This window comes from Stenomitos frigidus ULC18, assembly GCF_003003795.1.
Lineage (GTDB): Bacteria > Cyanobacteriota > Cyanobacteriia > Leptolyngbyales > Leptolyngbyaceae > Stenomitos > Stenomitos frigidus_A.
The window spans coordinates 14,519-40,151 of the sequence record NZ_PVWK01000081.1 but is presented as its reverse complement, the minus strand read 5'-3'; the positions used below and the strand labels follow the sequence as shown (position 1 = coordinate 40,151).

Below are 25,633 nucleotides of genomic sequence, written 5' to 3'. Positions count from 1 at the left end.
ATTCAAAGCTACTAAAGGCTACCTGTACGGCGACTCTTAAGGTACTTTCATGACTTCTTACGCGATTATTGAAGCGGGTGGCAAGCAGTTGCGCGTTGAGCCCGGTCGGTTCTATGACATCAACCGTCTTCCCGCTGAACCTGACACTCAAATCACCATTGACAAAGTGCTGTTTGTTCAGGATGACGGTAACATTAGCGTTGGGCAACCTCTAGTTGAAGGCGCAACGGTTGAGGCAACCGTGTTACAGCATCTGCGCGATCGCAAGATCATCGTTTATAAGATGCGCCCCAAAAAGAAAACCCGTAAAAAGCAAGGGCATCGTCAAGAGTTAACCCGTCTGATGATTAACTCAATCAGTATTGGCGGCTCTGATATCGCAGCAGGCAAAGGCAGTGCATCGAAATCAAAAGGTGCTGAGCCCGACGCTGCGGATACTGACGACGCATAACAACAAGAATCTGATGGCAGCAGCGACGTTTGATAGCTTGCATCTGCGATCGATGGGTAGCTTTCACTGGACTTCTTTTAGCAACGATTAGACTGAGGGAACTATGGCTCATAAAAAAGGTACAGGCAGTACACGTAACGGTCGTGACTCTAATGCTCAACGTTTGGGTGTGAAGCGCTATGGTGGGCAGACCGTTAAAGCAGGCAATATTTTGATCCGCCAGCGTGGCACCAAGGTTCATCCTGGCAACAACGTTGGTCGTGGTAGTGATGACACACTGTTTGCGCTCATTAACGGCATTGTGACCTTTGAGCGCTATGGCAAAAGCAAAAAGAAAATTAGCGTCTATCCTGTTGCTGAAACAGTCGCCACTGAGCCTGTAGCCGTTAACGCGTAGTCGTCTACTCAACTGTTTTTGGATCTCTCAGCGTGAAGCTCCTCTTGAGAAAGATTGGGCTCCGCTGAGAGCTTTTTTATGGCCACTTACTCAAGAAACTCTGCCGCCGCGAAACCCATAACCTTTGACAAGATAATAGTTTTTGATCCAGATGCCGAAGCGAATGATCGGAACTGTGATTGGTGCTGAAGTGCGGTCGAACTGAGCGAGCAATTCTGATTGTACAGGATGCCAATCATCCGATAGAATCAGCGCATTACGCCCTTTGAACGCCGCATCACTGGTGTACCAGAAGTCAAATTGGTCAACGCGATCGGAAATTGCGGTTACACTTTTGTCATTCAGTTGATAGGCTAATGCAGAAGCAGAGCGGTAGTCTGTTGTAGCTAAAAAGCGATCGTTACCAGCCGCTTCTGATTGGGTTTTAACTACATCTGCAACCTGACTCCAACCAAATAACATCCGAGAATCTGGGTCAGTTTCTTTGTCAAATAACGCAGATATTGGAAAGACGCTGTAATGCACTACTAACAACGTCGCAAACAGCAACCCATAGAACTGTGTGGCTAAGAAAAGAGGTTTCTGGGAGAGGCAATGAAGAAAGCTTTGAGTAGCGCTTTGCGCCGCTACGCTAAAGTGTTTTGAGGTTTGAATTTGAGCTTGAGGCTTAATAGCTGGACTTTGGGCATTCAGCTTTTCTGACTCCTGACTCCTGACTCCTGACTCCTGACTCCCTAATCCCCTGTCGGCTAGCTTCTGGCTAAAGAAAGCTGGCAGCAATGGAAATAGCAATAAATATGCCGTGATATTCCAGTAATAAAGCGCCGCAGAAGTTAGAGAGATCCCAGTGAGTATAATACTGGAGATCATGAACACCCAAAAAGCAACTGTCGGATAAACTGAGTGAATTTGATGCTGTCGAATTGAGCGTTTCAAGCCATGAAAGAAGCCGAAACAAAGCATCGGCGAAACGAGCAAGATCGAGAACAGCACAAAGTTAAAAAAGGGAGAGAACTTAAGATTAAAGCTACCTGTCCCAACGCTACGATCGATATAGTAGTGAAATGACTGAAAACGATTGGAGAGATTCCACAACACGATGGGAATGAGGGCAGTCAGCGCGATCACACTCGCCAAATACAGTCGACGATCGCGCCACAACGAACGTAGCCGCTTATCTGCTACCAATGTCGCGGCAAAACCCAAAACGACAAAAATTGCGTTGTATTTGGACAGCATTGCCAGCGCGATCGCTCCTGCTGCTGAATATAATCGCCAGCTTTCGCCCTTGCCGTTCTCTACATAGCTATCTAAAAAGCGAATCAATAGGTATGCCGAAACAAGCGATAGTGTGATCAGTAAATGGTCATGCCATGCAAGCGCCAGAAATAAGAAATAGAGTGGTGATGCCAGTATTAGTAACACTACTAGCCAGAATGATTGCCTGGCATTCTCACCATAGAGATAACGAATAATCTGATAGTAGGTGTAGAAAAAAGCAGCATTACTCAATAAGTTGGGCAACCGCAATGTAAAGGTAGAGCGTCCCAAAACAGCCGTAAATAATCCTTGTATCCAGGCTTCTAACGGTGGATGATCGTAGTAAGAGAACGCCGGATGCTGTCCCCACAGCCAGTAATAAGCCTCGTCGGGATTGGGAAAGGTCGTGAACCAAAAGACCAATCGCAGCAGAATAAAGGCAATGAGAAACGGCAAGACCGATAGCAGCATGAGTATTGATGCAAAGAGAAAGCAAAAGGCAGATACAGAGGAGCAAGGGTGATCGAACACGCTAGGAATAAGATAGTGTTCATTAGAGCTTGTTTTGACTACTCGGTTTAACCGCTGCCAAAAACCAATTTACTGTCTCCTAAATTCCCTATCGCTATGCTCACCCATCCTAGTGACGAAGTCCGGCCCTCCTGGAAAGCACGGTTTCTGCCAACCCTTTTGGTCGTTTTTACGTCTCTGCTCTTGACCGCCACAGGCTGTTTAGCACCCGTCGCTTCAGCCTCTGCGTTACCGCTTCCCTCTGCACCTGTGCTTAGTGCCTTGTTCTCTTTGGCAGGCACTCGTCCCGCAAACTTGGGCGTTGTAGACGGTAAGTTTGCGCCCTGCCCAACCACACCGAATTGTGTCAGTAGCCAGAGCCAGGATAAAGAACACGCGATCGACCCACTCCGCTACACCTCAACCTCAGAGGATGCGTTTAGTAAGCTCAAAGCAATGCTTGAGGCACAGCCGAGAGTCAACATTCTGACGACGACAGACGATTATATCCGTACTGAATTTACCATCCCGATCGTGGGCTTTGTCGACGACGTGGAATTCTACCTCGATCGTGCCGCCAACCTGATTCAAGTCCGCTCCGCATCCCGCCTGGGCGAATCTGACCTCGGCGTCAACCGCAAGCGTATTGAGACCTTGAGGACGAAGATGAGGGATGAAGGCTAAAGGCTACACTCTTACACCTCTCACCTCTCACCTCTCCTGAAGCTCAAAACTCAAAACTCTTCTTCTGCCTTCTGCCCCCATACTGACAAACTACGTACTCCCCTCTCCTCTCATTCTCAGGGAAACAACGGAGTTGTAGTCGAGCACCTGTGGCTATAGTTGAGCGGTAAATTGCTACCGATCCCCAACTATGAACGCAGAAGCTTTCTTCAATCAGGGGTTAGCCAAGGCTCAGAAAGGTGATCACAAAGGAGCCATTGCTGACTTGACCGAGGCGATCGCACTGTATCCCAAGTATGCCGGGGCACTGTTGCATCGAGGCAACTCGCGGACAGCGCTACATGATCACAACGGCGCAATCACTGACTTTAATGAAGTTTTGCAAATCAATCCCAAAATTGCCGAAGCGTTTATGGGACGCGGCACCGCCTTGGCTCATGCCGGTGACAAGCAGGGTGCTGTGGCAGATTTTAATCAGGCGTTGCAGCTTAAGCCCAAGTCTGCGGCTGTTTACGTGCAGCGTGGGATGGTCCGGGCTGATCTGAAAGATCCCGCAGGCGCACTGGAGGATTTCAATCAGGCACTGCAGATTGCACCCAACGCCGTTTCTGCCTACATTCAGCGCGGCACAGTGCAGGCAGGGATGAAGCACTTTTTAGACGCCCTGCAAGACTTGAATCAGGCGTTACAGATTGCACCTAACGCGATCGCGGCCTATGTTCAGCGCGGCATCGTTTACGGAGAAATGGGCGAGACGGCACGGGCGATCGCTGACTTTGATCAAGCGCTACAGATTAGTCCCAAAGCAGCCAGCGTGTATGTGCAACGGGGCATAGTGCTGGCGAAGCAAAAGGATCAACTGGGCGCGATCGCCGACTTTAACCACGCGCTCACGCTCAATCCCAATCTGGTGACGGCTTACATCCAGCGTGGGCTGATTCGAGCCACGCTGGGCGATGCACAAGGTGCGTTGGAAGACTTGAATCGAGGGCTGCAACGGAATCCGCATGCGGTGGTGGCCTACATTCAACGGGGGATTGTGTGTGCGGCACTGGGCAACACACCCAAAGCGCTAGAAGACTTTAATCAGGCGTTGATGTTAGATCCGGGTTCAGTAGAGGCACTTTTGAACCGGGGCAAAATGCACGCTGCGTTGGGCGATCGCGAGGCCGCCGTTGCCGACTTCACCCAGACGCTTGAGCTTGATCCCACGACTGCCAGTGCTCATCTCTACCGCAGCGTGATGCAGCTTGAACTGGATGATCGCCAGAAAGCCTCCGAAGATTTCAACCTGGCAGTACAGTTACTACCCAATGCGGCAGATGCGTACATTGAACGGGGTTTGTTCCGCGCCGAAATGGGCGCGCAGCGAGAAGCTCTGGAAGATTTCAACCGCTGCCTGCGAATGCACGCTGATTCTGCGGCTGGTTACCTGCAACGAGGCATTTTGCGAACAGCGCTAGGAGAAGTGGAGGGCGCGATCGCTGACTTTGATCAGGCCATCACGCTGAACACGCAGTTCGATCAGGCGTATCTCCAACGTGGCATCGCGAAAGCTCAGCTGGAGGATTACGAGAATGCGTTGGTCGATCTAGACCACGCCCTTCAAGGCGACCCAAATTTGGTGAATGCATACCTCAACCGCAGTGCCATCCATCTGAAACTGGGCAATCCAGATGCGGCGGCGATCGCTTTGCAGGCGGTGCTCAAACTAAGCCCCAATCCGGCAACAGCTGCGTTGAATCGTGGCTTAGTTCTTGCCAAACTAGGCGATAAGCAGGGCGCGATCGCAGACTTCAATCAAGCACTGCAGACAAACCCAGCGACGATCGGCGCACACCTCAATCGAGGCATCCTGCTGGCAGATCTGGGCGATCAGCAAAACGCTTTGGCAGATTTCAATCAAGAACTCAAAATCAATCCATCGTCTGCTGACGCGTATCTCCAGCGGGGTGTCTTACTGGCAGCATTGGGCGAATCGGCGATCGCCTTGCAAGACTTTGACCAGGCGTTACGGCTCAATCCCCGTGTCCAGGCCGCACGCTTCCAACGCGGTAAACTGCTGACCGAGTTCGGCACGCCTCAAGCCGCGATCGCAGATCTTAGCCAAATCCTCACCAGCAAGGCGTCTTCAATCCCCGCTTACGTCCAGCGCGGTCTGGCGTCTGTGGAGTTGGGCAAGCGCAAAGCGGCTACAGATGACTTTGGCGAAGCGCTACGCCTCCAGCCTCGCACGCCTGACGACTATCTGTATCTCGGTCTGGCACATACCCAATTAGCCGAAACCCGTGCCACCGAAAACGATTTCAATCAAGCCGTCGAATGCAGTCACTATCCGGTCAAAACCTGCCTCCAGCGCGGTATTTTGCAGGCGCAGTTGGGCAATAAGCTCGGCGCACTGACTGATTTTGACTACGTGGCGCAGGTGAACCCCAAACTGGTGACAGTTTACCTGCAACGGGGCATCGTACGAGCGATGAATGCCGATACAGAAGGCGCGATCGCTGACTTCACAGAAGTGCTGCAACTGTATCCCACCGCTTGTGCGGCGTATCTGTACCGCAGCGCTGTCCAGAGCATCATGGGCAACCCAACCGCTGCTGACGATTTGAACCACGCACTGCAAAACGGTGCTGAGCCTGCCAATGCCTATTACCAAAGGGGCATGGTGCGGCTAAGGCTGGCAGATAACAAAGGAGCCATCGCTGATTTTGATGCCGCGATCGCTGCCAACCCCGACTTTGCCGCCGCCTACTTCAAACGCAGCAAACTACGAGCAACGCTAGGCGATCAAGAAGGTGCTGAAGCCGATTTGCAACGGGTCGCAGAACTAACAACCCACCTCACCATTTCCAGCAAAGAAGCTGACCGCTGACCGCTGACTGCTTTTTCCCCTACTACTTACAACACGTCACACTGAGCGATACACTCTGAGGAAGTTGGATGACTTGCAAACCTCCTCACACTGACGCTGTAACCCGTGAAGCCCTTTCTTTTTGTGACCGACCTGGATCATACGCTGGTGGGCGACGATCGCGCCATGCACGATCTCAACCAGCACTTAGAGCAGCATCGCCAGCAGTATGGCACCCAAATTGTGTACTCCACGGGGCGATCGCCCACTAGCTATCGCCAACTGATTAGCGAAAAACCGCTCCTGACGCCCGATATCCTCATCTGCGCAGTCGGCACCGAAATTTACCATCAAGGCAGCGACAAACCTGACTCCATCTGGGTACAAAAGCTAGCCGTTGGGTGGCAACGAGACTTGGTCGCTGCCAGTGCTGCCCGCTTTGTTGACCTCGTACCACAACCCGATTCGGAGCAGCGACCCTTTAAAGTCAGCTACTTTTTGAGCGAACAGGCTGCTGTAGAAGTTATCCCTGACTTGGAAGCCCTTCTGGAAGAACAAGGGTTAGATACGCAAGTCATTTTCAGCGGCGGGAAGGATCTGGATATTCTGCCACGTCAGGCAGATAAAGGGATGGCAATGACCTTTGTGCGCCAATTCCTGGAGTTTGAGCCGATGCATACCATTGCCTGTGGTGATTCGGGGAATGATGTGGCGTTGTTTCGCGATCGCTCCGAACGCGGCATCATCGTCGGTAATGCCCGTCCCGAACTGCTCCACTGGCACCGTACGAATCCCAATCCCAACCGCTATCTGGCACTCGCCGAATGTGCCGGAGGCATTTTGGAAGGATTACAACATTTTGGGTTTATTGTAGGTTGTTGATTGTTTGTGATTAAAAGCACTGAAGCTTGCTGTTCGGCGATCGAGGTTGGGCTTTCAACTACACTGATGATATGAACTTGTAATTGCCCTTGTTGCTCCGCTATGCCCGAAACGATCGAGATACCCATTGAGTTGGCGCATTTTGAATTACCTGAAGGTGTGCAAGAGCGCCTGCAATTTTTGCTCAATCGTCAGGACTCTGGTGAAGCGTTGACTCAGCCAGAGCGACAGGAAGCAGAGGGGTTGGTTGAGCTAGCAGAATTCCTCTCTTTGCTGCGGCTGCAATCACAGCGAGTCATGCAGCAGGGGTAAATGACCTCGATTCCAGCGTCTCTAAGGCGTTTAGTCATTCAAAAAGCGGGCGATCGGTGCGAGTATTGCGGGCTGTCTCAAGCCGGTCAGGCTGCGACCTTTCACATTGATCATGTGATTCCAGTGATGGCAGGAGGCGAGACAATTGCCGAAAACCTTGCACTCGCTTGTGTCTCGTGTTCCCTTTACAAAGGTGCTCGACAGACGCTTGAAGATTCAGAGACAGGGGAAAGCGTCCCTATTTTTAACCCTCGAAAACAAGTTTGGCGAGAACATTTTCGCTGGGAAGGTGTTCGTGTAATTGGGTTAACTGCCGTAGGACGAGCAACCGTTGATGCACTCAGACTGAAGCGCACAATCATCTTGGCAATTCGAGCAGAAGAAGCATTTTTCGATCGCCACCCACCAGCTTAAACTTTAGTTTGGTCAGATGCTCCTCTGTTGAAAACGCTCTAACACACCGCACAAGAACGCAAAGAGCCTCAGAGGGCTACCTGCAAACCCTTACGATCGCAGTCTCACAGATATCTCAGCGGACTCACAACTTGCATGATCGGTTACCTCAAGGGCACTGTTGCGTACATTCAAAAAGCCAATAACCGCGTCACGTTGACGTTGGAGGTTGGGCAAATCGGCTATGACATCCAAATTGTGCCGCGACTGTTGCAGCAGGTGTCTGGCGGAGAGACGGTGCAGATTTTTACCCACCTGCATGTACGCGAAGATCAGATCGTGCTGTTTGGCTTTGACTCTGCTGCCGAGCGCGATCTGTTTCGGCAACTGGTCAGCGTCAGTGGCATTGGTCCCCAACTGGCACTGGCATTGCTCGACACAATGGGGCTGCAAGATTTGGTACAGGCGATCGTCGTTGGCAATACTCGTGCCCTCTCTCGCACTCCAGGCGTCGGCACCAAAACCGCCGAACGCATCGCCTTAGAGCTAAAAACCAAGCTAGCAGAATGGCGACAGCAAGCGGGCATGATTACCGCACCATCTGCGGGACCAACACTCTCCATCCAAGAAGATGTCGAGATGACGTTGCTGGCCTTGGGGTATACCAACAGCGAAATCACCCAGGCATTGCAAACGGTTGGGCAAAGCAGCACCCTCTCAAAAACTGCCGATGCTGAAGAGTGGATTCGCAGCGCGATCGCGTGGTTGAGTCGGTAAGAAGTTTAGCTATAGTCAACTGCCAGGAGTGCTACCTGACAGTTGACTACAGCTAACTTGCAATCCGTAGTCATAACGAGTATGATTTAAGGGTGAGATCAAGAGAGATGATATGGTCAAGCTACAGGAAGTCCCCATTAGCAAGATTCGTCGCCCGTTGTTTCGGCAAAACGATCAGGCAAAGGTTGCGGCCTTGATGGAGTCGATTCAAGACATTGGGCTGCAAGAGCCGATCGATGTGCTTGAAGTTGACGGAGAGTATTACGGTTTTTCAGGCTGTCACCGCTACGAAGCCTGTAGTCGTTTAGGGCAAGAGACGATTCTTTGCCGGGTGCGCCGCGCCCCACGTTCGGTTTTACAACGACACCTGGCTTAGGCTGAACTTAACCGCAAGATGCGTCAATGGTGGCGTCAAGGTCTTTGCTAGAAAGCGTTAGAAGGTTCTAGAATCCCTTGAGAGACTCAATCGGCGTTCGTTGCCGCATACAGCGCCTTTCTACAATGTTCATCAGCTCATTTCAGAGAATTTTCATTTAATCGGAGAACAGTATGTCAGTTCCAATTGCAACGATTCCAATCAACACTGGTATTGACGAGAAATCGAGGGGTGCGATCGCGGAGGGGTTATCCCATCTCTTGGCAGACACCTATTCTCTTTATCTCAAGACCCACAACTTTCACTGGAACGTCACGGGGCCAATGTTTCAAACGCTTCACCTGATGTTTGAAGGGCAGTACACCGAATTGGCACTTGCAGTAGACCTGATTGCTGAACGCATTCGGGCACTGGGTTTCCCAGCACCTGGCACCTATTCAGAGTTTGGCCGTCTGAGCTCTATTCCTGAACCAACGGGTGTGCCTAAGGCTGAAGATATGATTCGTGAGTTAGTCGAAGGGCAAGAAGCCGTTGTGCGAACCGCACGATCGATCTTTCCGACTCTTGAACAAGTGCATGATGAGCCAACCGCTGACCTGTTAACCCAACGGATGCAGGTGCACGAGAAGACAGCTTGGATGCTGAGAAGCCTGCTGGAAGGTTAAGAGTGCAGAAAGTTAAGAGTTTTGAGTTTTGAGTTTTGAGTGAGGGGTAACCACTTAAAATTCAAAGCTTCTTACTCAAAACGTCTTTCCCTATGTCTCAAGATTTCACCCACCGTTTGCGCGAGTTGATGCAGGCGGTGGGTTTTTTAAGTTTTAGGGCACTCAGCCGGGCAACGGGCATATCAGAACAGCAAATTAGGCATCTGCGGCGAGGGGAAACGGCTAATTTGCGGGTTGATACTCTGTTGCGACTAAGCCAAACGTTGCAAGTGTCGGTGATGGAACTGTTAGCGCTGAGCGCTCAGGAGTCAGCGCTCAGCGCTCAGGAGTCGGGAGGTGAGCCTAAAAGCTCGGAACTCAAAACTCAAAACTCAAAACTCAAAACTCAAAATTTAGAACTCAAAACTCAAAACTCTGCCACGCTGCAAGAGCTATCAGATTTGAGGCAGGAGTACGATCGCCTCCAGCAACAGCTCGTACAACAGCGCCAGACGCTTTGGCAGGAGTTTCAGCAGGCAAGCATACAAACGTTGGAATCTCTGCTGCTACAACTGCCGACAGCGGCGTATGCAGCGCAGCAAAATCCCCAGGCTCCTGCGGTCAAGCTGCTCCCGTTATTGCGTCCGCTCGATCGACTGCTGGAAGACTGGGGCATTGAGGCGATCGCCCCGGTTGGGGCTGAAATTCCCTACGATCTCCAGTACCACCAGTTGATGACGGGTACTGCTCAGATTGGGGAGCCGGTCAAAGTGCGCTATACAGGGTATCGGCAAGGTGATCGCTTGCTTTACCGGGCGAAAGTGAGCCCGATCGCCTGATACAAGGGCGTTTGATGAAGAATCGTGCCGTTTGAGTGAGAGCGCATTATCGTAGGATGGAGTCATCTTTCAGACCCTTCCTGCTGAATGCAACGAGATTACTGCGATCGGGTTTCTTCACGGCTGTTAGTGCCCTTTATCCAATCCTTGCGATCCCAAAAAGGATGCTGGGCTACATTGTCAGCAATTTTCCTGTTGGGTCTATCGGCTGGATCAAGTGTTGCGGCCGACCGTAAAGATATTACTTTACAGGTAGGAGTGGAGCAGCGTTTCGGCAGCAAACCAACCGACGCACTCGCGTTGCAGGCACAGTCAGGCGATCGCCTCACCTTCCTCTTTGAAACAGAGGGTAAGCCGCAAACCGTCACTGGCACCAGCGCCACACTGGATGTTGTACAGCAACCATTGCCAGAACCAGCACTGCAAGAACGGGTCGTACTCACCACCCACCGCAGCTTTGAAAGCGCTGAAGATAGCGCCAGTCGTTGGCAGGCTCAAGGCATTCCGGTAGAAGTGGCCCAACCTGAGCGCTGGCAAGTGTGGGCAAAGCGAGAAACCTACTCCACACCGCTGTTGCGCCGCTTGCTGCTGCAAAGCTTGCAGGAACGCGGCATTCAAACGGCTTATATTGACACACAGGTTTTGCCCAAGCAACCGCGTGCATCGCTGGTGGTGAATGGTTACCGCTATACACGCGATCGCATCGAAATCGCGTCGGGGCAGGGCGTTATTCAAGTGACCCAGAAAAGCGGTGACAAGAATCGACACCTCTACACAGGCAGTTTGCGGTTACAGCCCAACACTTACGGCACGTATACATTAGTCAATCAGGTGCCGCTCGAAGCCTACCTTCGCGGTGTCGTACCTTACGAAATTGGCACGTGGGCCGTCCAACCAGTGCTGGAGGTACAAGCAATTCTGGCGCGGACGTATGCCCTTCGGAACCTGCGACGCTTTGCGATCGACGGCTATCAGCTTTGTGCCGATACCCAATGTCAGGTCTATAACGGCATTACGGGTGCGCATCCAGCCACCGATCGGGCGATCGCGGCGACTCGTGGCAAGGTGCTGACCTACAACAACGAACTGGTTGATGCCGTCTATTCTTCTTCTACAGGCGGGATTACAGCTCCCTTTAATGATGTGTGGTCCGGTGCCGAACGGCCTTACTTGAAGGCAGTCATCGATTCGGTCGGTACCCCCTGGGATCTGTCGCGCCAGAGCTTAGCCGATGAGAAAAACTTCCGCCGCTTTATCAGCCAAACCAAAGGCTTCAACGAAGCGGGTGGTGAGCTGTTCCGTTGGCGCATCGAGAGCCCAAAGGAGACGTTGAACCGGGACTTGCGGCGCTATTTAACAACGATTAAAAGCCCGTTGGCAACCTTCAAAACCATTCAACGCCTGGATGTAGCGCAACGATCGCCCGCTGGACGAGTGCTTAAGCTAACCGTCACAACTGATGCTGGCAAAGTCGAGCTGGCAAAGGACAATATTTTAGTGGCGCTCTATGCCCCCAATAGCACCCTCTTCTATCTAGAACCGCTTTATGGCATGAACCGAGTGTTGAAGGGGTATACCTTCATTGGCGGTGGGTTTGGGCATGGCGTTGGGCTGAGCCAGACAGGCACCTATCATTTAGGCAAGCTCGGCTGGTCGAGCGATCGTATCCTCAGTTTCTACTTCCCTGGTACGCAATTACAGCCAATCAACAACACCATTACCTTTTGGCGGGACGATCGAGGCAAAGCCAGTGGCGGATAAAACACGCTAACACCCCTCCAGTAGCCCCGTAGCGCCTGCAGACGCACCAAGCAAAAAGAGGCAAAGAGATGGTTAAGTCTCCTTGCCCCTTCTACAGATAGGTACTATGGCTGAAACAATCAGTTAGTACAGCTCTTCTTCTTGATGCGTGATAATTGTGACATCAGAGGTCGGATAAGCGACGCATGTCAACACGTAACCAGCTTCAATCTGATCATCATCCAGGAAGGATTGGTCAGACTGATCAACGGTGCCCTCTTTAATTTTGCCAGCACAAGTAGAACAAGCCCCCGCTCTGCAGGAATAGGGTAGATCAAGCCCCTGTTCTTCGGCGGCGTCGAGAATGTACTCGTCTTCGGGAACTTCGATCGTTGTGTTCAGCCCTTCGGCCTCGTTGACTAACGTGACCTTAAAAGTTGCCATGCAGTGGTCCTCTCAATTATTAATGGAAACAGCACTCTAAGCTCATTGGAAGCTGGCTCTGTAGCTCTGTTTGAATAAAGTCTGCTTCCTGAATCAGCTTTACTCTTGATACTACGGGAAAACAACAGCTTTAGAAACGTCAATGTATCAGTGGGATGAATGGTATTCGTAATAAAAGCACCAGCTTTAATCTAGTTAGCTTATATAACGACCCGTACAATAATGCCTCTTTAGCAAGGCAAACGATTGCTGGGAAACCAACTCACTGGGGTCAAGCCTCTGGATGCCCCCTTTAACTGAGCTTAAGTAGCGCCTTTAGGATTCATGCACCGATCGCACCGATCAACGCAGCCAGTACGGAAATTGTCGCCTCGACGCAGTGATGAAACGCAGCCGACTCAGCAATGTTCTTAGCAAAATGCATCTAAACACCCTAAACCCTCGTATTAACCCTGAAACCCCGTATTAACTCTGTAGGGTGTACTGGGTTTTCGAATTTTACCTGCCAGCACGATCGCCCTAGTGACGAGTAAAGGCGAGCTTTTTGAGTGCCCAAACCAGTCTCTAGAGCAGGGTTAGGAAACAAAGACCATTATTGAGCTTACAAGGAATATCATGAGTAGAAGCAGAAAAACTTTGGTTGGCCTGGTGCTTGGGCTAATGACTTGTCTGATGATTGTGGGCGTCTCAACACCTTCCATGAGCAAGAGTTTTGACAGTCTTGCGATCGCACCGATCGACGCCGAGAGCCGTCTCATAAGAGATGCTGCCCCCCAATTGGCAACGCACCTGCAAGCAGCGGAAACGGCGTTGTTGGCACAAGCGGAGCCAGCAGCACCAGCACCGACGCCTACAGACATGGCTCCGGTGCCTACAGAGGTGGTGCCGATGCGAAGTGCCCCGATGGTCAGTTATGTCGCTGTGATGACAGGCAAGGCGACCGTGCCCTCTGCATCAACCTTTGCGTTTGGCTCCGCAGGCGCTGTCTTGGTTGGCAATCGCTTTGTCGTTCGCGGCGATTTCAGTGGTTTGAATAGCCCACTACGTGACTTTGCAACCGATCCCGTTAATCCACCAAATCCCAATGTTAATTCGGGCATCCACGTTCACAAAGGCGACCCCTCGAAGAACGGGCCCTTCCAATATGCTTTAGAGGTGCAGCCAGGAGCCGACCAACTCAGCGGCAGATTTAAGGGCGAGTATACGCTGACAGAGGATCAACTGCAAGCGCTGTCCAACGGTACGCTGTACATGGATTTGCACACCAAACAAAACCGTGCTGGTGAACTGCGCGGGATTTTCAAAGCTTACTAGCCAACCGTCTCACGCCACAGAGTAGAGGCGTTGCCTGTAACGCTTCTAAGGACAACCGATCGATCTAGAAGACAATCAAACGGTAGACGACGGATATATCTGTCCTCTACCGTTTTTTGTGATGATAGGGTTTGTGATGACAAGGAACATTGAAAGTACAGCCCATGACCAAAACCCCGTTGTCTTTCTCGCTTCCTCTCCAGGTCGGTTTAGTCGGCACGGGTTATGCGGCAAAGCTACGATCGCAAGCCCTACAGGTAGAACCACGAGCCACCTTGACTGCCGTCGCTGGACACACCTTCGAAAGCACTGAAGCATTCAGCCAAACCTATGGTGCAGAGCCGATCGCCTCCTGGACAGAATTGGTGCAGCGATCAGCTTTGGATGTAATCATCATCGCTACAGTGAATCGGGATCATGGGGCGATCGTCCGTGCAGCACTAGAAGCAGGGAAACACGTCATCGTTGAATATCCCTTAGCGTTAGATGTTACCGAAGCAACCGCTTTAATCGCGCTGGCAAAAGCTCAAGACAAACTGTTGCATGTTGAACATATCGAGCTGTTGGGCAACATGCATCAAGCGTTGAAAACGTCTTTACCTGCGATCGGCAAGCCTTTTTTTGCCCGTTACGCCACCATCAAACCCGAAAACCCCGCCCCCCAGCGCTGGACGTATCATCCTGAACTGTTTGGCTTCCCGTTAGTCGGTGCCCTCTCACGGCTGCATCGCCTCATTGATCTGTTTGGCACAGTGGTAACGGTAAGCTGTCAGTCGCAGTTTGGCGATCGCGCCGAAGCCGCACCCTACTACGCAACCTGTTACTGCACTGCTCAACTACGCTTTCAGTCGGGTCTACTGGCAGAAGTGGTGTACGCCAAGGGTGAAGCGATTTGGCAGTCAGAGCGAAAGATGGCAGTGCATGGCGACAAAGGAGCACTCATTTTTGATGGGGATCAGGGCACGCTGGTGCAGGCAGACGGCAGCGAACCGATCGCGCTTGGAAGTCGGCGTGGCTTGTTTACCAAAGATACGGCAATGGTTTTGGATTACTTAATCTACGGAAAGCCGCTCTATGTCACACCCGAAACGAGTTTGTATACGCTAAAAGTGGCAGACGCAGCACGGCGATCGGCAGAATCAGGACAGACCGTGAAGCTTTAACAAGCGGGCATTAGACCAAAGGCTTCATAAAAGAAGAGGCTGTTTCAATCGAGAGGTTGCTATGAGGAATGCAAGCTCTCACGATAAAATGAGAAACTCAGGCACGATCGCCTCCTGCCGCGCTGTCAGCTTTTTACTACACTCGCCGTTTTTAAGCTAATCTCCAAGTCCATGAAGCACACCCTCTCTGTTTTAGTTGAAGACGAAGCGGGGGTTCTCACCCGCATTGCTGGTTTGTTTGCCCGTCGCGGGTTCAACATCGAAAGTCTGGCGGTTGGTCCGGCGGAACAAATGGGTGTTTCGCGCATTACGATGGTCGTCCCTGGTGACAATGACAGCATTGAGCAGTTGACCAAGCAGCTCTATAAGCTGATCAACGTCCTCAAAGTGCAGGATATTACCGAAGTGCCCTGCGTTGAGCGGGAACTGATGTTGATGAAAGTCAATGCAACCAGCACCACTCGTTCCGAAATTGTGGAACTGGCACAGATTTTTCGGGCTCGCGTAGTGGACGTAGCCGAAGATTCTGTCACGCTGGAAGTCGTCGGTGATCCAGGCAAGATGGTGGCGATCGTCCAGGTGCTTAACAAATTTGGCCTTCGTGAAATTGCTCGCACTGGCAAAATCGCCCTCCCGCGCGAATCTGGCGTGAATACAGAGTACCTGAAGTCGTTGGAAGCGAAAGTCTGAGGGGAGATGAGCGGTCAGCTATCAGCGGTCAGCTATCAGCTTGAGTGCTGTCCGCTGATCACTATCCAGTAGCAGACAAAAACCAATACTGTTTGTTTCCATCATATTCCACGACAGCCATCCAGTTTTAGTGCTGACCGCTGACTGCTGACTGCTGACAGCCACTCCTAAGCTGCCACCCGAAGTTGATGCATCCATGCAAACAGATCATCAAGGGCACGATCGCGGTACAGACCATAGCGCTCTTGCTTGTTGCGAATACGCTTGGGTAATTCGGGCAAGATCCCAAAATTTGGTGGCATGGGCTGGAAGTGCTTCGGCGAGGCAGAGCTGATGAACTCGAAGAGGGCACCCATCATGGTGGTTGCAGGCAGGGCGATCGGAGCCTGTCCTAATGCTACCCGTGCAGCATTGGTGCCAGCCAACCAGCCACCTGCTGCTGCGGCTGTGTAGCCTTCGGTGCCGACCAGTTGTCCGGCGGCAAAGAGCGTTTCGCGCTGCTTGAATTGCAAAGTTGCGTGCAGCAATTCGGGTGCGTTAACAAACGTATTGCGATGCATCACGCCCATCCGCACAAACTCGGCGTTTTCCAGGCCAGGAATCAGTTGAAAGACGCGCTTTTGCTCGCCCCAACGCAGATTCGTCTGAAAGCCCACCATATTCCACAGTTGTCCTGCCCGATCTTCTTGCCGCAGTTGCACAACGGCATAGGGACGTTTGGCTTTGTTTTCGGGATCACGAAAGTCGCCTTGACGAGCATCGAACAAGCCCACAGGTTTGAGGGGGCCGTAGCGCATGGTGTCTTCGCCCCGTCGCGCCATTTCTTCGATCGGCAAACACCCTTCAAAGAACTTCGCCGTTTCTTGCTCAAAATCCTTCAGTTCTGCCTGCTCTGCCTGACACAACTCTTGCCGAAAGTGAAGATACTGTTCCCGGTTTATGGGGCAGTTGAGATAGGCAGCTTCACCCCGATCGTACCGAGACGCCAGAAACGCCACATCAAAGTCAATGGATTCGCCCACGACGATCGGGCTAGCAGCATCGAAAAAGCTCATGTACTCCATGCCTGTAAAGCGATGCAGATCCTCTGCCAGAGCCGGACTGGTTAAGGGGCCCGTCGTTAACACGCTAATCCCTTCCGTCGGAATTGCGGGAACTTCCTCACGTCGCAAGTCAATCAACGGATGCTGATCCAACGTTTCCGTTAGATTGCGGCTAAAAATGGCACGATCGACCGCCAGGGCTCCACCCGCAGGCACTGAGTGTTCATCTGCTTTCCCAATCACGATCGACCCCAACCGCCGCAATTCTTCGTGAAGCAAACCAGAGGCGCGATCGCTCGACTGTGCCCCAAAGGAGTTACTACACACCAGTTCTGCCAAATGCTCAGAATGATGCGCCGGACTCGATCGCTGCGGTCGCATTTCGTAGAGAATGACCGGGATGCCTGCCTGGGCAATCTGCCACGCAGCCTCAGTCCCTGCCAAACCACCGCCAATCACATGAATGGGTTTAATGTCTGCCATTGCCATCTCGAAACGTGGGGTCTCTATTATTAGGATAAGGGGTTCAGGGAAGATAGCGGAGGATTAGCTATCAGCGGTCAGCGGTCAGCAATTAGAAGGCAGAGGGAGCAGAGGGAGCAGAGGGTCAGGGGGAGCAGAGGGAGCACTCAACTCAACACTCTCTAGCTTGTCGGCTTGAAGCGCTACTCAAAACTCAAAATTCAAAATTTATATTCAGCAGCACCTTCATCACTGACCGCTGACCGCTCCCTACTTCAACCACGACAGCGCTTCAAAAGCAGTAAAATCAGCTTCTAGCTGCCACTGGGCGCGGGCGCGATCGCTCTCTTTGAGCAAGGCTGTACAGGGTTTAGAAAGGGCGGTTGAGCCAGGGTTATCCGTTGTACAAGCCGATGCAACGGCGGTATAGCGAGGCGATTGCCAGAGGCTCTGCCCTTTCAGAAAGCTATATTCCAGGCTGTTGCGGGCTAAGCGCTTGAGATCCTCATATTTCAACGCATACCGTTGCACGGCTAACTGGTATTCGTTGCTGAGGTCAACGCGGGAAATGCCTTCATCATCGGAGGCTAAGGTCACGGGTACACCAGCCGCCCAATAAAGCGGAAAGGGGTGATCCTTACCCTTCACATTCAAAATCGCCTCATTGCTGGTGAGGCAGATTTCGACCAAGACGCCCCGTTTTCGCATCAACTCCAGCAAACCAAACGGGTTGTCTTCATAAAGCAGATCGACGCCATGTCCAATGCGATCGGCTTGCGCCATTTCCACTGCCTGCCGAATGTGAAAGCGCAGTTGCTCGGGGGGTACCAGTCCCAGCGTTAATTCACCCGCATGGAGCGAGACTTTCACCGATGGCGACTGCTGATGGAGGAATTGCAGCATTTCCATCTGTCGTGTGTAGTCTCGGAGGGCGATCGGGTGATCTTCGGGTGCCACTAAATTAATTCCGACCACGCGTGAATCAGTCTTCGCCAACTCAAACGCGTACACAAACTGAGCAAAGACTTCGAGCGGTGCTTTGAAGCGATTGGTCTGCTGCAAAAACCGCACGGTCACCTGACAACCGGGTTGCGCTTTAGCAGAGCCGCATCCCAGCGCTTTCGCTGTGCGTCCCTCTAGCTGGTCGAGTTCTTGCTTGCCATCGTTCACTAGCTTGAGCAATCCTTTTGCCAGGAGTTGGCGACGGGTTTCGGCGAGGGTTGTCTGCCAGCCCACCGATCGCGCCAATTGTGTCGTCGCGCTACCCTGAGTCGTTAACAGCAACTCTAAATACGAGACATGCTGAGAGGCGGCTCGATTGGCCACTTCAGCGACCATATCACCCCGACGTGAAGGTGAAGATGAGATGAGATCAAACCCTTCAAACGCTTGAAAAAATTGGTCATGTCCCGACTTTCCAGCAAACGCCAGACTGCGTGTAGACCAGCGATTGACCAGAGCATCGTAAACACTCGATCGCTTAAACAACTCCGACGCTGGGAAATAGTTGGGAGCCTTACCACAATCCGTTGGTGTCACCAATTTAATGGCGACTGGATCGACACAATAGCCATCGGCGATCGCCCATTCCAGGTAATGCTCGGCATACACTGCACCGCTCAAATGGGTGTGAATATCACCGCCTTTGGGCATCCGCTGTACAAAGGCACGGATGGCGGGTGGGCTATCGCGATGTTGCTCTAACCAACTGGCGGCTTGGGCTTCAGAACGACGCAGCGTAGGCGGATTGGCATCTTGCGCTGCCACGCCCGATATTGCTAAACCAGAGCCGACCAACAAGCCAAGAAACAACGGTATGTGAGCGGCTTTGGACATTGAGCGACAACCTTTGCAAAGAGACCAGTTGCATCAAACCATATTGCCGTTCGCTTGCCAAGAAATTAAATTTTCACTGCAATTAATGTTTACGCGAGAAGAACCCAGCGTTTTGGTCGCTCTATAAGAACACTAAGTATCGTGGATTAATTAATCTGAACCATTTCCCTTCTGTAGGGACGACATCCCTACAAAAAGAATTGCACCTGATTAAATCCGCGTTCCTAAAGAAGACTTGGATATCTCGTCAGCCTTGGGAGCAAGGCTAGATACGTCGATCGGCAGATTGTCCGACAATTAATTTCCGACTAATTTACTGTAGGAACATAAATAAACGTAACTTTATGGGGTCACAGCAATGTCTGAACTAAATGGCGTAATGATGCAGTACTTCCATTGGTATATCGAACCCGATGGAAAGCTCTGGAAGCAACTCGCTGAATCTGCCGATGAATTAGCAAAAGTTGGAGTCACTTCCGTTTGGTTACCCCCAGCCTACAAGGGAACCGGGGGTGGTTATGACGTTGGCTATGGCGTTTATGATTTATTTGACTTAGGCGAGTTTGATCAGAAAGGCTCGGTGCGCACGAAGTACGGCACTAAAGAAGAGTATCTGCAGGCCATTAAAGTGGCACAAAAAGCAGGCATTCGGATTTATGCCGATGCGGTTTTTAACCACAAATTAGGAGCCGATGAGGAGGAAGAAGCGCAAGCGACTCCCTTTAGTATGGAAAACCGTAATCAGCCGATCGGTGAGTATCAAACCATCAAAGCCTGGACGCATTTTAAGTTTCCCGGTCGTAAAGGCAAATATTCCAAAATGGAATGGCATTGGTGGCACTTTGACGCGATCGATTACAACGCCTACAACGAGTCTGAAAGGGCGATTTACTTACTGAAAGGCAAAGAGTTCGATCGCAATGTCGATTTAGAGAATGGCAATTTTGACTACCTCATGGGTTGTGACCTGGATATGGCGCACCCCGAAGTGCAGGGCGAGTTAAAGTACTGGGGTGAATGGTATGTCGATACCACAGGGGTTGATGGGTTTCGGTTTGATGCCGTTAAGCACGTTTCAGCCGACTTCTTCCGCGAATGGTTAGACCATGTGAGCCACTACGCTCAGCGTGACCTGTTCGCTGTAGGTGAATACTGGTCGTACGATGTGGAAGCATTGCACAGCTTTGTGGAAACCACCAACGGTCGCGTCACACTGTTTGATGCACCGCTGCATTACAACTTCCATGTCGCCAGTAAAGCAGGCAACAGCTATGACATGCGGCAAATTTTTGACAATACCCTGGTGCAACAGCAACCAACGCTTGCGGTAACGCTGGTCGAAAACCACGATTCTCAACCCTTGCAGTCGCTGGAATCAGTGGTTGAAGCCTGGTTTAAGCCGCTTGCCTACGCGTTGATCTTGCTCCGTAGTGAAGGCTATCCCTGCATCTTCTATGCCGATTACTACGGTGCGCACTATACAGACAAAGGAAAGGACGGTGAAGACCATGAAGTGTGGTTAGACAGCCATCGAGCGGTGCTGGATGCCATGCTTGAAGCACGTCAAACCTATGCCTATGGTGAGCAATATGATTACTTTGATCATGCCAACACGATCGGCTGGACGCGTTTAGGCGATGAGGAACATCCCGGCGGACTGGCAGTGGTGCTCAGTAATGGGAGTGAGGGCACCAAGCGGATGGAAGTGAAGCAACCAAATGCGACCTATGTGGATATCACTGGACATGTGGATGGAGCGGTGACTACTGGTGATGATGGTTGGGGTGAATTCCGCTGCAATGGTGGCTCTGTTTCTGTGTGGGTGCCTCAGACAAAGTAGTTGGGTTCAATCTGTAGGGACGTGACATGTCACGTCCCTTGTGTGTAAGCGCAGCTTTCAGCAAAAATGATGCAAGAACCGTCAGATTGAGTGAACTCAACTCAATTCCCGGCATTGGTTCGCTGACGGCCGCTGGGATGCTGGCTGAAAGTGGGGCTTGGCGCGCCTTTGTCTCAGCCCGTCAACTGGCCGCTGCTGCGGGGTTGACTCCCCAAGAAAAGTCGTCAGGTACCTCGATTCATAGCAAACCTCTCCGCTCCAAACTCGGCAAGGCACGATGGCGAACAGTGTTGTTTTTTCCTGCCCTCTCCTGGTGGCGCTGGAATCAAGCCATGCGCACCTGGCGCGACCAACGCCTCGCACGCCAGAAAACCAAACGTCAAGTCCTCGGAGCCGTGATGCATAAGCTGATGCGCTGGGTGTTTGGGGTGCTGCACTCCGGTAAACCCTTTGACCCAACGCTCTGCTTCCCGCCGCCTCTCGCTTGACAGGCTTCACTATCCACAGTATCTACAGAAGGAAATGACTTCCAACGGCAAATAGGATTACCAGTGAAAAAACGGGTCACGCTCACGTTTCCCAAGCGCTCTGTGCAGATGCCAGTCACCTATCGACTGGCAAAAGATTTCAATGTGGCGGCAAATATTATTCGTGCCCAGGTTGCCCCCAATCAAATTGGCAAGCTGGTAGTCGAGTTGTCCGGCGACATTGACCAACTGGATGCCGCGATCGACTGGATGCGATCGCAAGACATTGGCGTGTCGTTCTCTAACCGCGAAATCCTGATCGACGAAGACAGTTGCGTGCACTGTGGCTTGTGTACCGGCGTTTGTCCCACCGAAGCTCTGAGGCTTGACCCAGAGTCATTTAAACTGACCTTCACGCGATCGCGCTGCATTGTTTGTGAGCAGTGCATTCCGACCTGTCCCGTGCAGGCGATTTCGACGAATTTTTAGCTGACAGTAGCGGTCAGTCATGAGCTACCAGCGGTCAGCTAAGTTAGAAGTCAGAATTCAAAATTCAGGAGCGAAAAAGCCTACACATAGGGCTCGAAATCTTAGATGTGTACTAGCTTCTGACTGCTGACTGCTAACCGCTGACCGCTGACCGCTCTTAATCATTGTCATCGACTGCAGAAGGATTGCGGGCTTGAACGATCGCTGCCTTATCTATCATCGTCATCATCGCAGGCATATCGGGGCCAGCGCGATCGCTAATGCCCAACTCCGACACAATGGCTGGGAACGTTTTGCCCTGAGTCATACGAAACCCAATTTCCTCAACCTCTGCCCATGTGAGGTCACTCTCAACGTAGGCTTTAGCCATCAAGTAGAGGAGGTCTGCCGATTGGTTGCCTTCGGCGACTGTCATCATCGTATGAGGCACTTTGTACGAGCGATCGAAGCAGTGATACCAGCACTTGGGCTGCAATCGGAGTGCGTCTGCAAAGAACGCTTTGTGGTCGTTGGTATCGACTGAATCATCAATTTCAGTCGAGAACGTAAACATGGGTGCCGCAGGTGTTGTCCGGGCTTGCTTCATTAGTTGCGCACCCATATCTAAAAACAATCGCAGTGCTGGCACCTGAAAGCTCGTATAGCCGATCGCCCGATCGGCATCGCCACCCCAGGAATAATAAGAACTCGATAACTTGATAAATAGCTTATCGATGATGGTGTCGCCGCTGAGGTAGGGAGCAAAAAGCAGGGCGCGATCGATTAATTCACGATGGTTCAGCGCCACCCATGCCGCTAAGGTGCCACCGCCCGACAGCCCACCAATGACCACCTCTTGCCCCAACACCTGTGCTTGCTGAATCCACTGAAGTGCAAAGTCTTGATACACTTTCGGATCGGTTGGCAGCGGCGTAGGGTTATCGCGAGTCCATTTGCCTGCTTTTCCATGCCCTGGCAGCAGCGGAATCAGCACATTGTATCCCCGCTGAAACAGTGCCTTACCCAGCGGTAAAAACTGATCTGGGTAGGCCGTAAACCCGTGAAAAAACAGGCAAACTTTTTGCGTTGGAGCGTTGTGAAAGAGAAACTTGGAGCGGCAAGACTCGTTACGGAGCGGCAGCGCGTCTTCGTTGACTTTTGCTTTAGCCACGATCGCAGTTGTCAGGTCAGAATAAGTAGACATAGGGGGAAAGGCTAAAGGATAAAAGATAAATTCGGGTCAGAGAAACTGTTGCTGATCTTAATTCATGTCAGGAAGGCTTGAGTTCACACGAAGCGGTACTGTCGTTATCTTTTTTAGCCGTCAGCCGTCAGCCGTCACCCTTCATCCTTTAGCCTTTCCCCCTCATCCTTCATCCTTTAGCCTTTCCCCTTTCCCCCCTCATCCCATAAACTCCGATGCGACGATCATGGAGCCAATCCCCGCGTCGGTAAAGATTTCTAGGAGCAAGGCATGGGGAATGCGTCCGTCGATAATATGAGCAGCACGTACTCCTTGCGCGAGCGATCGCACACAGCAATTGACTTTGGGAATCATGCCACCCGAAACGGTGCCATCTTCAATCAGCTTCCGTGCTTCCTGAATGTCTATTTTGGGAATCAGGGTTGCCATGTCTTTGTAGTCACGCAAAATGCCTGCTGTATCGGTGAGTAGGATCATTTTTTCGGCACCCAACGCAGCGGCAATTTCGCCTGCCACCGTATCAGCGTTGATGTTATAAGTCTGACCCGTCTCATCGGCTGCCACGCTAGAAACAACGGGAATATGCCCCGCCTTCACCAATGACTCCAGAATGCGAATATCTACACTGGTGACTTCGCCCACAAAGCCCACGTCAACAGCATCCACAGGACGAGCTTTAATTAAGTTGGCATCCATGCCGCAAAGTCCAACAGCCGAGCCACCTGCTTGATTGATCAGCGCCACCAGTTCTTTGTTCACTCGACCCACCAGCACCATTTCCACGACCTCCATCGTGGCGGCATCTGTTACCCGCAGACCATTTTTGAACTGTGGTTCAATGCCCAATTTAGCGAGCCATGTGTTGATCTCTGGTCCACCACCGTGAACGACGATTGGACGAAGCCCCACACAGGCCATGAAGACGACATCTCGAATTACTTTGTCTTTCAGGTTGCTGTCTTTCATCGCAGCACCACCGTACTTAACCACCACTGTCCTACCAGCAAACTGCTGAATATAGGGCAAGGCTTCACTTAGAAAGCGAACTCTGGTCGCTTCCGCTTTGCGGATATACTCACTCTCGTTAGACATGGCAGCAGGATCGATACAAATCATCTGCAGTGTAGAGGAGCTTACCGCTTTCGGCTATGTCAATTGCAACAATCTCAAGAATCAAACAGTGATCAGCGGTCAGCGGTCAGCAGCTAGTAGACCTGGGCTGGAGTAGAGCTACCATTTAGGTAGGGTTGACCAAAGGAGGGTAAAACCATGCCTAGACTAGCTCCAACACCCTTGCAACTAGGCGAGACCGAGCGCTCGCAACTGCAACAGGTTGTTAATCGCCATAGTACTCCCCAGCAGATTGCCCTGAGAGCGAACATCATTCTGTTGGCAGACGAAGGACTCAATCATCGAGACGTTGCACGGAAAGTGAACATCAGTCGAGACATGGCAAGGCTGTGGCGGAACCGATGGCTGGAATTGAGCCAGAAGGACATTCCAGTGGTGGCGCGCTTAGTCGATGCACCTCGCTGTGGTGGACCGTCCAGCTTCAGTTTGGAACAAATTCTACGACTGTTTGCGCTTGCCTGTGAGAAGCCTGAAACCTATGACCGCCCCATCAGTCAATGGACTGCAAGAGAACTGGCTGATGAGGTGATGAAACAAGGCATTGTTGAGAGTATCTCCCCCCGTCATGTCGGACGCTTAATGAACGAAGCAGACTTAAAGCCGCACCAGTCGCAGTACTGGTTGAATCCCCCCCCGACCCTCAGTTCGACGCAACGGTCAAAGACATCTGTGCGGTCTATCTGAAGACGATAGAGCGTGCAAAAGCGGGAGAACGAACGGTTTCGCTGGATGAGATGACGGGCATTCAAGCTCTGGAGCGGCAAGCCCCTGACAAACCCATGCGTCCTGGCAAACGAGAACGACGAGAATTTGAGTACATTCGCCATGGAACGCAAACGTTAATTGCGAGTTTTGATGTGGCCCAAGGCCGGGTGGTGGAAGCGACCGTAGGGGCTAGACGCACAGAGGTGGATTACCTTAATCATGTGCAACAACTGCTTGCCACCGACCCGAAAGCGATTAAGTGGCATCTGGTGATGGATTGCTTGAACACTCATCAATCCGCATCCTTGGTGCGATTGGTGGCCCAAACGGAAGGGCTTGATGTCGATCTGGGCCTCAAAGGGCAATCTGGCATTCTCCAATCGCAGCAAACTCGGTCAGATTTTTTGCGTGACCCGAGCCACAAAATTGTGTTCCACTTCACGCCCAAGCATTGTTCCTGGTTGAATCAGATTGAGCTTTGGTTCGGTATCTTGGTTCGTAAGTTACTCAGACGAGGCAACTTTGTGAGTCAAGCACAGCTCAAAACCCGTATCCTTGAGTTCGTCGCTTACTTCAATCGCACGATGGCTAAACCCTTCAGATGGACTTATGAGGGTAAAGCATTAAAGCAATGACAACAGGTAGCTAGACTCATGCCCTACTCTACTAGTACAATCTAAGGCTAGGAGCTTTACGTGTAGGCTTTTTCGTCCTGACTCCTGACTTTTGCCTAGCTGATCACTGATG

At 51.7% G+C, this 25,633-nt stretch carries 27 protein-coding genes; 20 read left to right on the top strand and 7 right to left on the bottom strand.

Features of this window, described 5'->3' with window-relative positions:
• The first annotated feature begins 49 nt into the window (after positions 1-49).
• Together rplU and rpmA are read left to right on the top strand one after the other, a co-directional pair.
• Positions 50-451 (top strand): 50S ribosomal protein L21, encoded by a 402-nt coding sequence (rplU, locus tag C7B82_RS13925; RefSeq protein ID WP_106256890.1) that lies wholly within the window; start codon positions 50-52, stop codon positions 449-451.
• Between the two features lie 103 nt (positions 452-554).
• Complete coding sequence (gene rpmA / locus C7B82_RS13920; RefSeq protein WP_106256889.1) at positions 555-848, top strand: 50S ribosomal protein L27; 294 nt, start codon at positions 555-557, stop codon at positions 846-848.
• Between the two features lie 90 nt (positions 849-938).
• Here rpmA and C7B82_RS13915 read toward each other — a convergent pair whose 3' ends face one another.
• Positions 939-2,579, bottom strand: coding sequence for an ArnT family glycosyltransferase (locus C7B82_RS13915; RefSeq protein ID WP_106256888.1), 1,641 nt, complete (start codon positions 2,577-2,579; stop codon positions 939-941).
• A gap of 156 nt (positions 2,580-2,735) precedes the next feature.
• Between C7B82_RS13915 and C7B82_RS13910 the strand changes: the two genes are divergently transcribed.
• The 10 genes from C7B82_RS13910 to C7B82_RS13865 all read left to right on the top strand — a co-directional run bounded on the left by C7B82_RS13910 (position 2,736) and on the right by C7B82_RS13865 (position 12,140).
• Entirely contained in the window at positions 2,736-3,302 is a 567-nt protein-coding gene (locus C7B82_RS13910) for a DUF1499 domain-containing protein (RefSeq protein WP_106256887.1), read from the top strand.
• Between the two features lie 190 nt (positions 3,303-3,492).
• Positions 3,493-6,177 (top strand): tetratricopeptide repeat protein, encoded by a 2,685-nt coding sequence (locus C7B82_RS13905; RefSeq protein ID WP_106256886.1) that lies wholly within the window; start codon positions 3,493-3,495, stop codon positions 6,175-6,177.
• A 105-nt stretch (positions 6,178-6,282) separates the two neighbouring features.
• Positions 6,283-7,038, top strand: coding sequence for a sucrose-phosphate phosphatase (locus tag C7B82_RS13900; protein ID WP_106256885.1), 756 nt, complete (start codon positions 6,283-6,285; stop codon positions 7,036-7,038).
• Positions 7,039-7,140: 102 nt separating this feature from the next.
• Positions 7,141-7,350, top strand: coding sequence for a hypothetical protein (locus tag C7B82_RS13895; protein ID WP_106256884.1), 210 nt, complete (start codon positions 7,141-7,143; stop codon positions 7,348-7,350).
• The gene (locus C7B82_RS13890) at positions 7,351-7,764 is read left to right on the top strand and encodes an HNH endonuclease (RefSeq protein WP_106256883.1); all 414 of its coding nucleotides are present in this window, start codon (positions 7,351-7,353) and stop codon (positions 7,762-7,764) included.
• A 135-nt stretch (positions 7,765-7,899) separates the two neighbouring features.
• Complete coding sequence (ruvA, locus tag C7B82_RS13885) at positions 7,900-8,520, top strand: Holliday junction branch migration protein RuvA (RefSeq protein ID WP_106256882.1); 621 nt, start codon at positions 7,900-7,902, stop codon at positions 8,518-8,520.
• Between the two features lie 112 nt (positions 8,521-8,632).
• Complete coding sequence (locus C7B82_RS13880; protein WP_106256881.1) at positions 8,633-8,896, top strand: ParB N-terminal domain-containing protein; 264 nt, start codon at positions 8,633-8,635, stop codon at positions 8,894-8,896.
• Between the two features lie 173 nt (positions 8,897-9,069).
• Positions 9,070-9,561 (top strand): Dps family protein, encoded by a 492-nt coding sequence (locus tag C7B82_RS13875; protein ID WP_106256880.1) that lies wholly within the window; start codon positions 9,070-9,072, stop codon positions 9,559-9,561.
• Positions 9,562-9,653: 92 nt separating this feature from the next.
• Positions 9,654-10,379, top strand: a complete 726-nt coding sequence (gene grpE, locus C7B82_RS13870; protein WP_106256879.1) for a helix-turn-helix domain-containing protein — start codon at positions 9,654-9,656, stop codon at positions 10,377-10,379.
• A 177-nt stretch (positions 10,380-10,556) separates the two neighbouring features.
• Positions 10,557-12,140, top strand: coding sequence for a SpoIID/LytB domain-containing protein (locus C7B82_RS13865; protein ID WP_245939890.1), 1,584 nt, complete (start codon positions 10,557-10,559; stop codon positions 12,138-12,140).
• A gap of 123 nt (positions 12,141-12,263) precedes the next feature.
• On the opposite strand, the gene C7B82_RS13860 is transcribed toward C7B82_RS13865, so the two are convergent.
• Positions 12,264-12,563, bottom strand: a complete 300-nt coding sequence (locus tag C7B82_RS13860) for a ferredoxin (protein ID WP_106256877.1) — start codon at positions 12,561-12,563, stop codon at positions 12,264-12,266.
• Between the two features lie 699 nt (positions 12,564-13,262).
• Here C7B82_RS13860 and C7B82_RS13855 point away from each other — a divergent pair.
• From C7B82_RS13855 to ilvN, 3 genes are all read left to right on the top strand, one after another.
• Positions 13,263-13,877 (top strand): CHRD domain-containing protein, encoded by a 615-nt coding sequence (locus tag C7B82_RS13855; protein WP_245939889.1) that lies wholly within the window; start codon positions 13,263-13,265, stop codon positions 13,875-13,877.
• Between the two features lie 164 nt (positions 13,878-14,041).
• Complete coding sequence (locus tag C7B82_RS13850) at positions 14,042-15,040, top strand: Gfo/Idh/MocA family protein (protein ID WP_106256875.1); 999 nt, start codon at positions 14,042-14,044, stop codon at positions 15,038-15,040.
• Positions 15,041-15,211: 171 nt separating this feature from the next.
• Positions 15,212-15,730, top strand: coding sequence for an acetolactate synthase small subunit (ilvN, locus tag C7B82_RS13845; protein WP_106256874.1), 519 nt, complete (start codon positions 15,212-15,214; stop codon positions 15,728-15,730).
• Between the two features lie 21 nt (positions 15,731-15,751).
• Here ilvN and C7B82_RS32305 read toward each other — a convergent pair whose 3' ends face one another.
• From C7B82_RS32305 to C7B82_RS13835, 3 genes are all read right to left on the bottom strand, one after another.
• Positions 15,752-15,928, bottom strand: a complete 177-nt coding sequence (locus tag C7B82_RS32305) for a hypothetical protein (RefSeq protein WP_181357489.1) — start codon at positions 15,926-15,928, stop codon at positions 15,752-15,754.
• A complete protein-coding gene (trmFO, locus tag C7B82_RS13840; RefSeq protein ID WP_106256931.1) occupies positions 15,898-17,256 on the bottom strand; it encodes an FADH(2)-oxidizing methylenetetrahydrofolate--tRNA-(uracil(54)-C(5))-methyltransferase TrmFO in 1,359 nt (452 codons plus the stop codon). The genes C7B82_RS32305 and trmFO overlap by 31 nt, the downstream gene beginning before the upstream one ends.
• Positions 17,257-17,505: 249 nt before the next feature.
• A complete protein-coding gene (locus tag C7B82_RS13835) occupies positions 17,506-19,071 on the bottom strand; it encodes an adenosine deaminase family protein (protein WP_106256873.1) in 1,566 nt (521 codons plus the stop codon).
• 358 nt (positions 19,072-19,429) lie between these two features.
• Between C7B82_RS13835 and C7B82_RS13830 the strand changes: the two genes are divergently transcribed.
• The 3 genes from C7B82_RS13830 (at position 19,430) to C7B82_RS13820 (ending at position 21,867) form a co-directional block, all read left to right on the top strand.
• Positions 19,430-20,911 (top strand): alpha-amylase, encoded by a 1,482-nt coding sequence (locus C7B82_RS13830; protein ID WP_106256872.1) that lies wholly within the window; start codon positions 19,430-19,432, stop codon positions 20,909-20,911.
• 26 nt (positions 20,912-20,937) lie between these two features.
• Positions 20,938-21,399, top strand: a complete 462-nt coding sequence (locus C7B82_RS13825) for a transposase (RefSeq protein WP_106256871.1) — start codon at positions 20,938-20,940, stop codon at positions 21,397-21,399.
• Between the two features lie 63 nt (positions 21,400-21,462).
• A complete protein-coding gene (locus C7B82_RS13820; RefSeq protein ID WP_106256870.1) occupies positions 21,463-21,867 on the top strand; it encodes an NIL domain-containing protein in 405 nt (134 codons plus the stop codon).
• Positions 21,868-22,024: 157 nt separating this feature from the next.
• Here the strand turns inward: C7B82_RS13820 and C7B82_RS13815 are convergent, their stop codons facing one another.
• Positions 22,025-23,050 carry an alpha/beta hydrolase gene (locus C7B82_RS13815; RefSeq protein ID WP_106256869.1) on the bottom strand — a complete coding sequence of 342 codons (1,026 nt, stop codon included), beginning with the start codon at positions 23,048-23,050 and terminating at the stop codon, positions 22,025-22,027.
• Between the two features lie 198 nt (positions 23,051-23,248).
• On the bottom strand, positions 23,249-24,142 hold the full coding sequence (gene argB, locus C7B82_RS13810; RefSeq protein WP_106256930.1) for an acetylglutamate kinase: 894 nt from the start codon (positions 24,140-24,142) through the stop codon (positions 23,249-23,251).
• A 177-nt stretch (positions 24,143-24,319) separates the two neighbouring features.
• On the opposite strand from argB, the gene C7B82_RS13805 reads away from it, so the two are divergent.
• Both C7B82_RS13805 and C7B82_RS13800 read left to right on the top strand, forming a co-directional pair.
• Positions 24,320-24,865, top strand: a complete 546-nt coding sequence (locus C7B82_RS13805) for a helix-turn-helix domain-containing protein (protein ID WP_106256868.1) — start codon at positions 24,320-24,322, stop codon at positions 24,863-24,865.
• Positions 24,799-25,521 (top strand): transposase, encoded by a 723-nt coding sequence (locus C7B82_RS13800; RefSeq protein ID WP_339375065.1) that lies wholly within the window; start codon positions 24,799-24,801, stop codon positions 25,519-25,521. The genes C7B82_RS13805 and C7B82_RS13800 overlap by 67 nt, the downstream gene beginning before the upstream one ends.
• Positions 25,522-25,633 lie beyond the last annotated feature (112 nt).

Coding starts and splice junctions, on each gene's coding strand:
- C7B82_RS13830 (WP_106256872.1), top strand. CDS start 19,430: ATGTCTGAACTAAATGGCGTAATGATGCAGTACTTCCATTGGTATATC.
- C7B82_RS13850 (WP_106256875.1), top strand. CDS start 14,042: ATGACCAAAACCCCGTTGTCTTTCTCGCTTCCTCTCCAGGTCGGTTTA.
- C7B82_RS13805 (WP_106256868.1), top strand. CDS start 24,320: ATGCCTAGACTAGCTCCAACACCCTTGCAACTAGGCGAGACCGAGCGC.
- C7B82_RS13875 (WP_106256880.1), top strand. CDS start 9,070: ATGTCAGTTCCAATTGCAACGATTCCAATCAACACTGGTATTGACGAG.
- C7B82_RS13835 (WP_106256873.1), bottom strand. CDS start 19,071: ATGTCCAAAGCCGCTCACATACCGTTGTTTCTTGGCTTGTTGGTCGGC.
- argB (WP_106256930.1), bottom strand. CDS start 24,142: ATGTCTAACGAGAGTGAGTATATCCGCAAAGCGGAAGCGACCAGAGTT.
- C7B82_RS32305 (WP_181357489.1), bottom strand. CDS start 15,928: ATGGATGCATCAACTTCGGGTGGCAGCTTAGGAGTGGCTGTCAGCAGT.
- ruvA (WP_106256882.1), top strand. CDS start 7,900: ATGATCGGTTACCTCAAGGGCACTGTTGCGTACATTCAAAAAGCCAAT.
- C7B82_RS13855 (WP_245939889.1), top strand. CDS start 13,263: ATGAGCAAGAGTTTTGACAGTCTTGCGATCGCACCGATCGACGCCGAG.
- C7B82_RS13895 (WP_106256884.1), top strand. CDS start 7,141: ATGCCCGAAACGATCGAGATACCCATTGAGTTGGCGCATTTTGAATTA.
- C7B82_RS13860 (WP_106256877.1), bottom strand. CDS start 12,563: ATGGCAACTTTTAAGGTCACGTTAGTCAACGAGGCCGAAGGGCTGAAC.
- C7B82_RS13915 (WP_106256888.1), bottom strand. CDS start 2,579: ATGCTGCTATCGGTCTTGCCGTTTCTCATTGCCTTTATTCTGCTGCGA.
- grpE (WP_106256879.1), top strand. CDS start 9,654: ATGTCTCAAGATTTCACCCACCGTTTGCGCGAGTTGATGCAGGCGGTG.
- C7B82_RS13905 (WP_106256886.1), top strand. CDS start 3,493: ATGAACGCAGAAGCTTTCTTCAATCAGGGGTTAGCCAAGGCTCAGAAA.
- ilvN (WP_106256874.1), top strand. CDS start 15,212: ATGAAGCACACCCTCTCTGTTTTAGTTGAAGACGAAGCGGGGGTTCTC.
- C7B82_RS13825 (WP_106256871.1), top strand. CDS start 20,938: ATGTCACGTCCCTTGTGTGTAAGCGCAGCTTTCAGCAAAAATGATGCA.
- rplU (WP_106256890.1), top strand. CDS start 50: ATGACTTCTTACGCGATTATTGAAGCGGGTGGCAAGCAGTTGCGCGTT.
- C7B82_RS13880 (WP_106256881.1), top strand. CDS start 8,633: ATGGTCAAGCTACAGGAAGTCCCCATTAGCAAGATTCGTCGCCCGTTG.
- rpmA (WP_106256889.1), top strand. CDS start 555: ATGGCTCATAAAAAAGGTACAGGCAGTACACGTAACGGTCGTGACTCT.
- C7B82_RS13910 (WP_106256887.1), top strand. CDS start 2,736: ATGCTCACCCATCCTAGTGACGAAGTCCGGCCCTCCTGGAAAGCACGG.
- trmFO (WP_106256931.1), bottom strand. CDS start 17,256: ATGGCAGACATTAAACCCATTCATGTGATTGGCGGTGGTTTGGCAGGG.
- C7B82_RS13890 (WP_106256883.1), top strand. CDS start 7,351: ATGACCTCGATTCCAGCGTCTCTAAGGCGTTTAGTCATTCAAAAAGCG.
- C7B82_RS13815 (WP_106256869.1), bottom strand. CDS start 23,050: ATGTCTACTTATTCTGACCTGACAACTGCGATCGTGGCTAAAGCAAAA.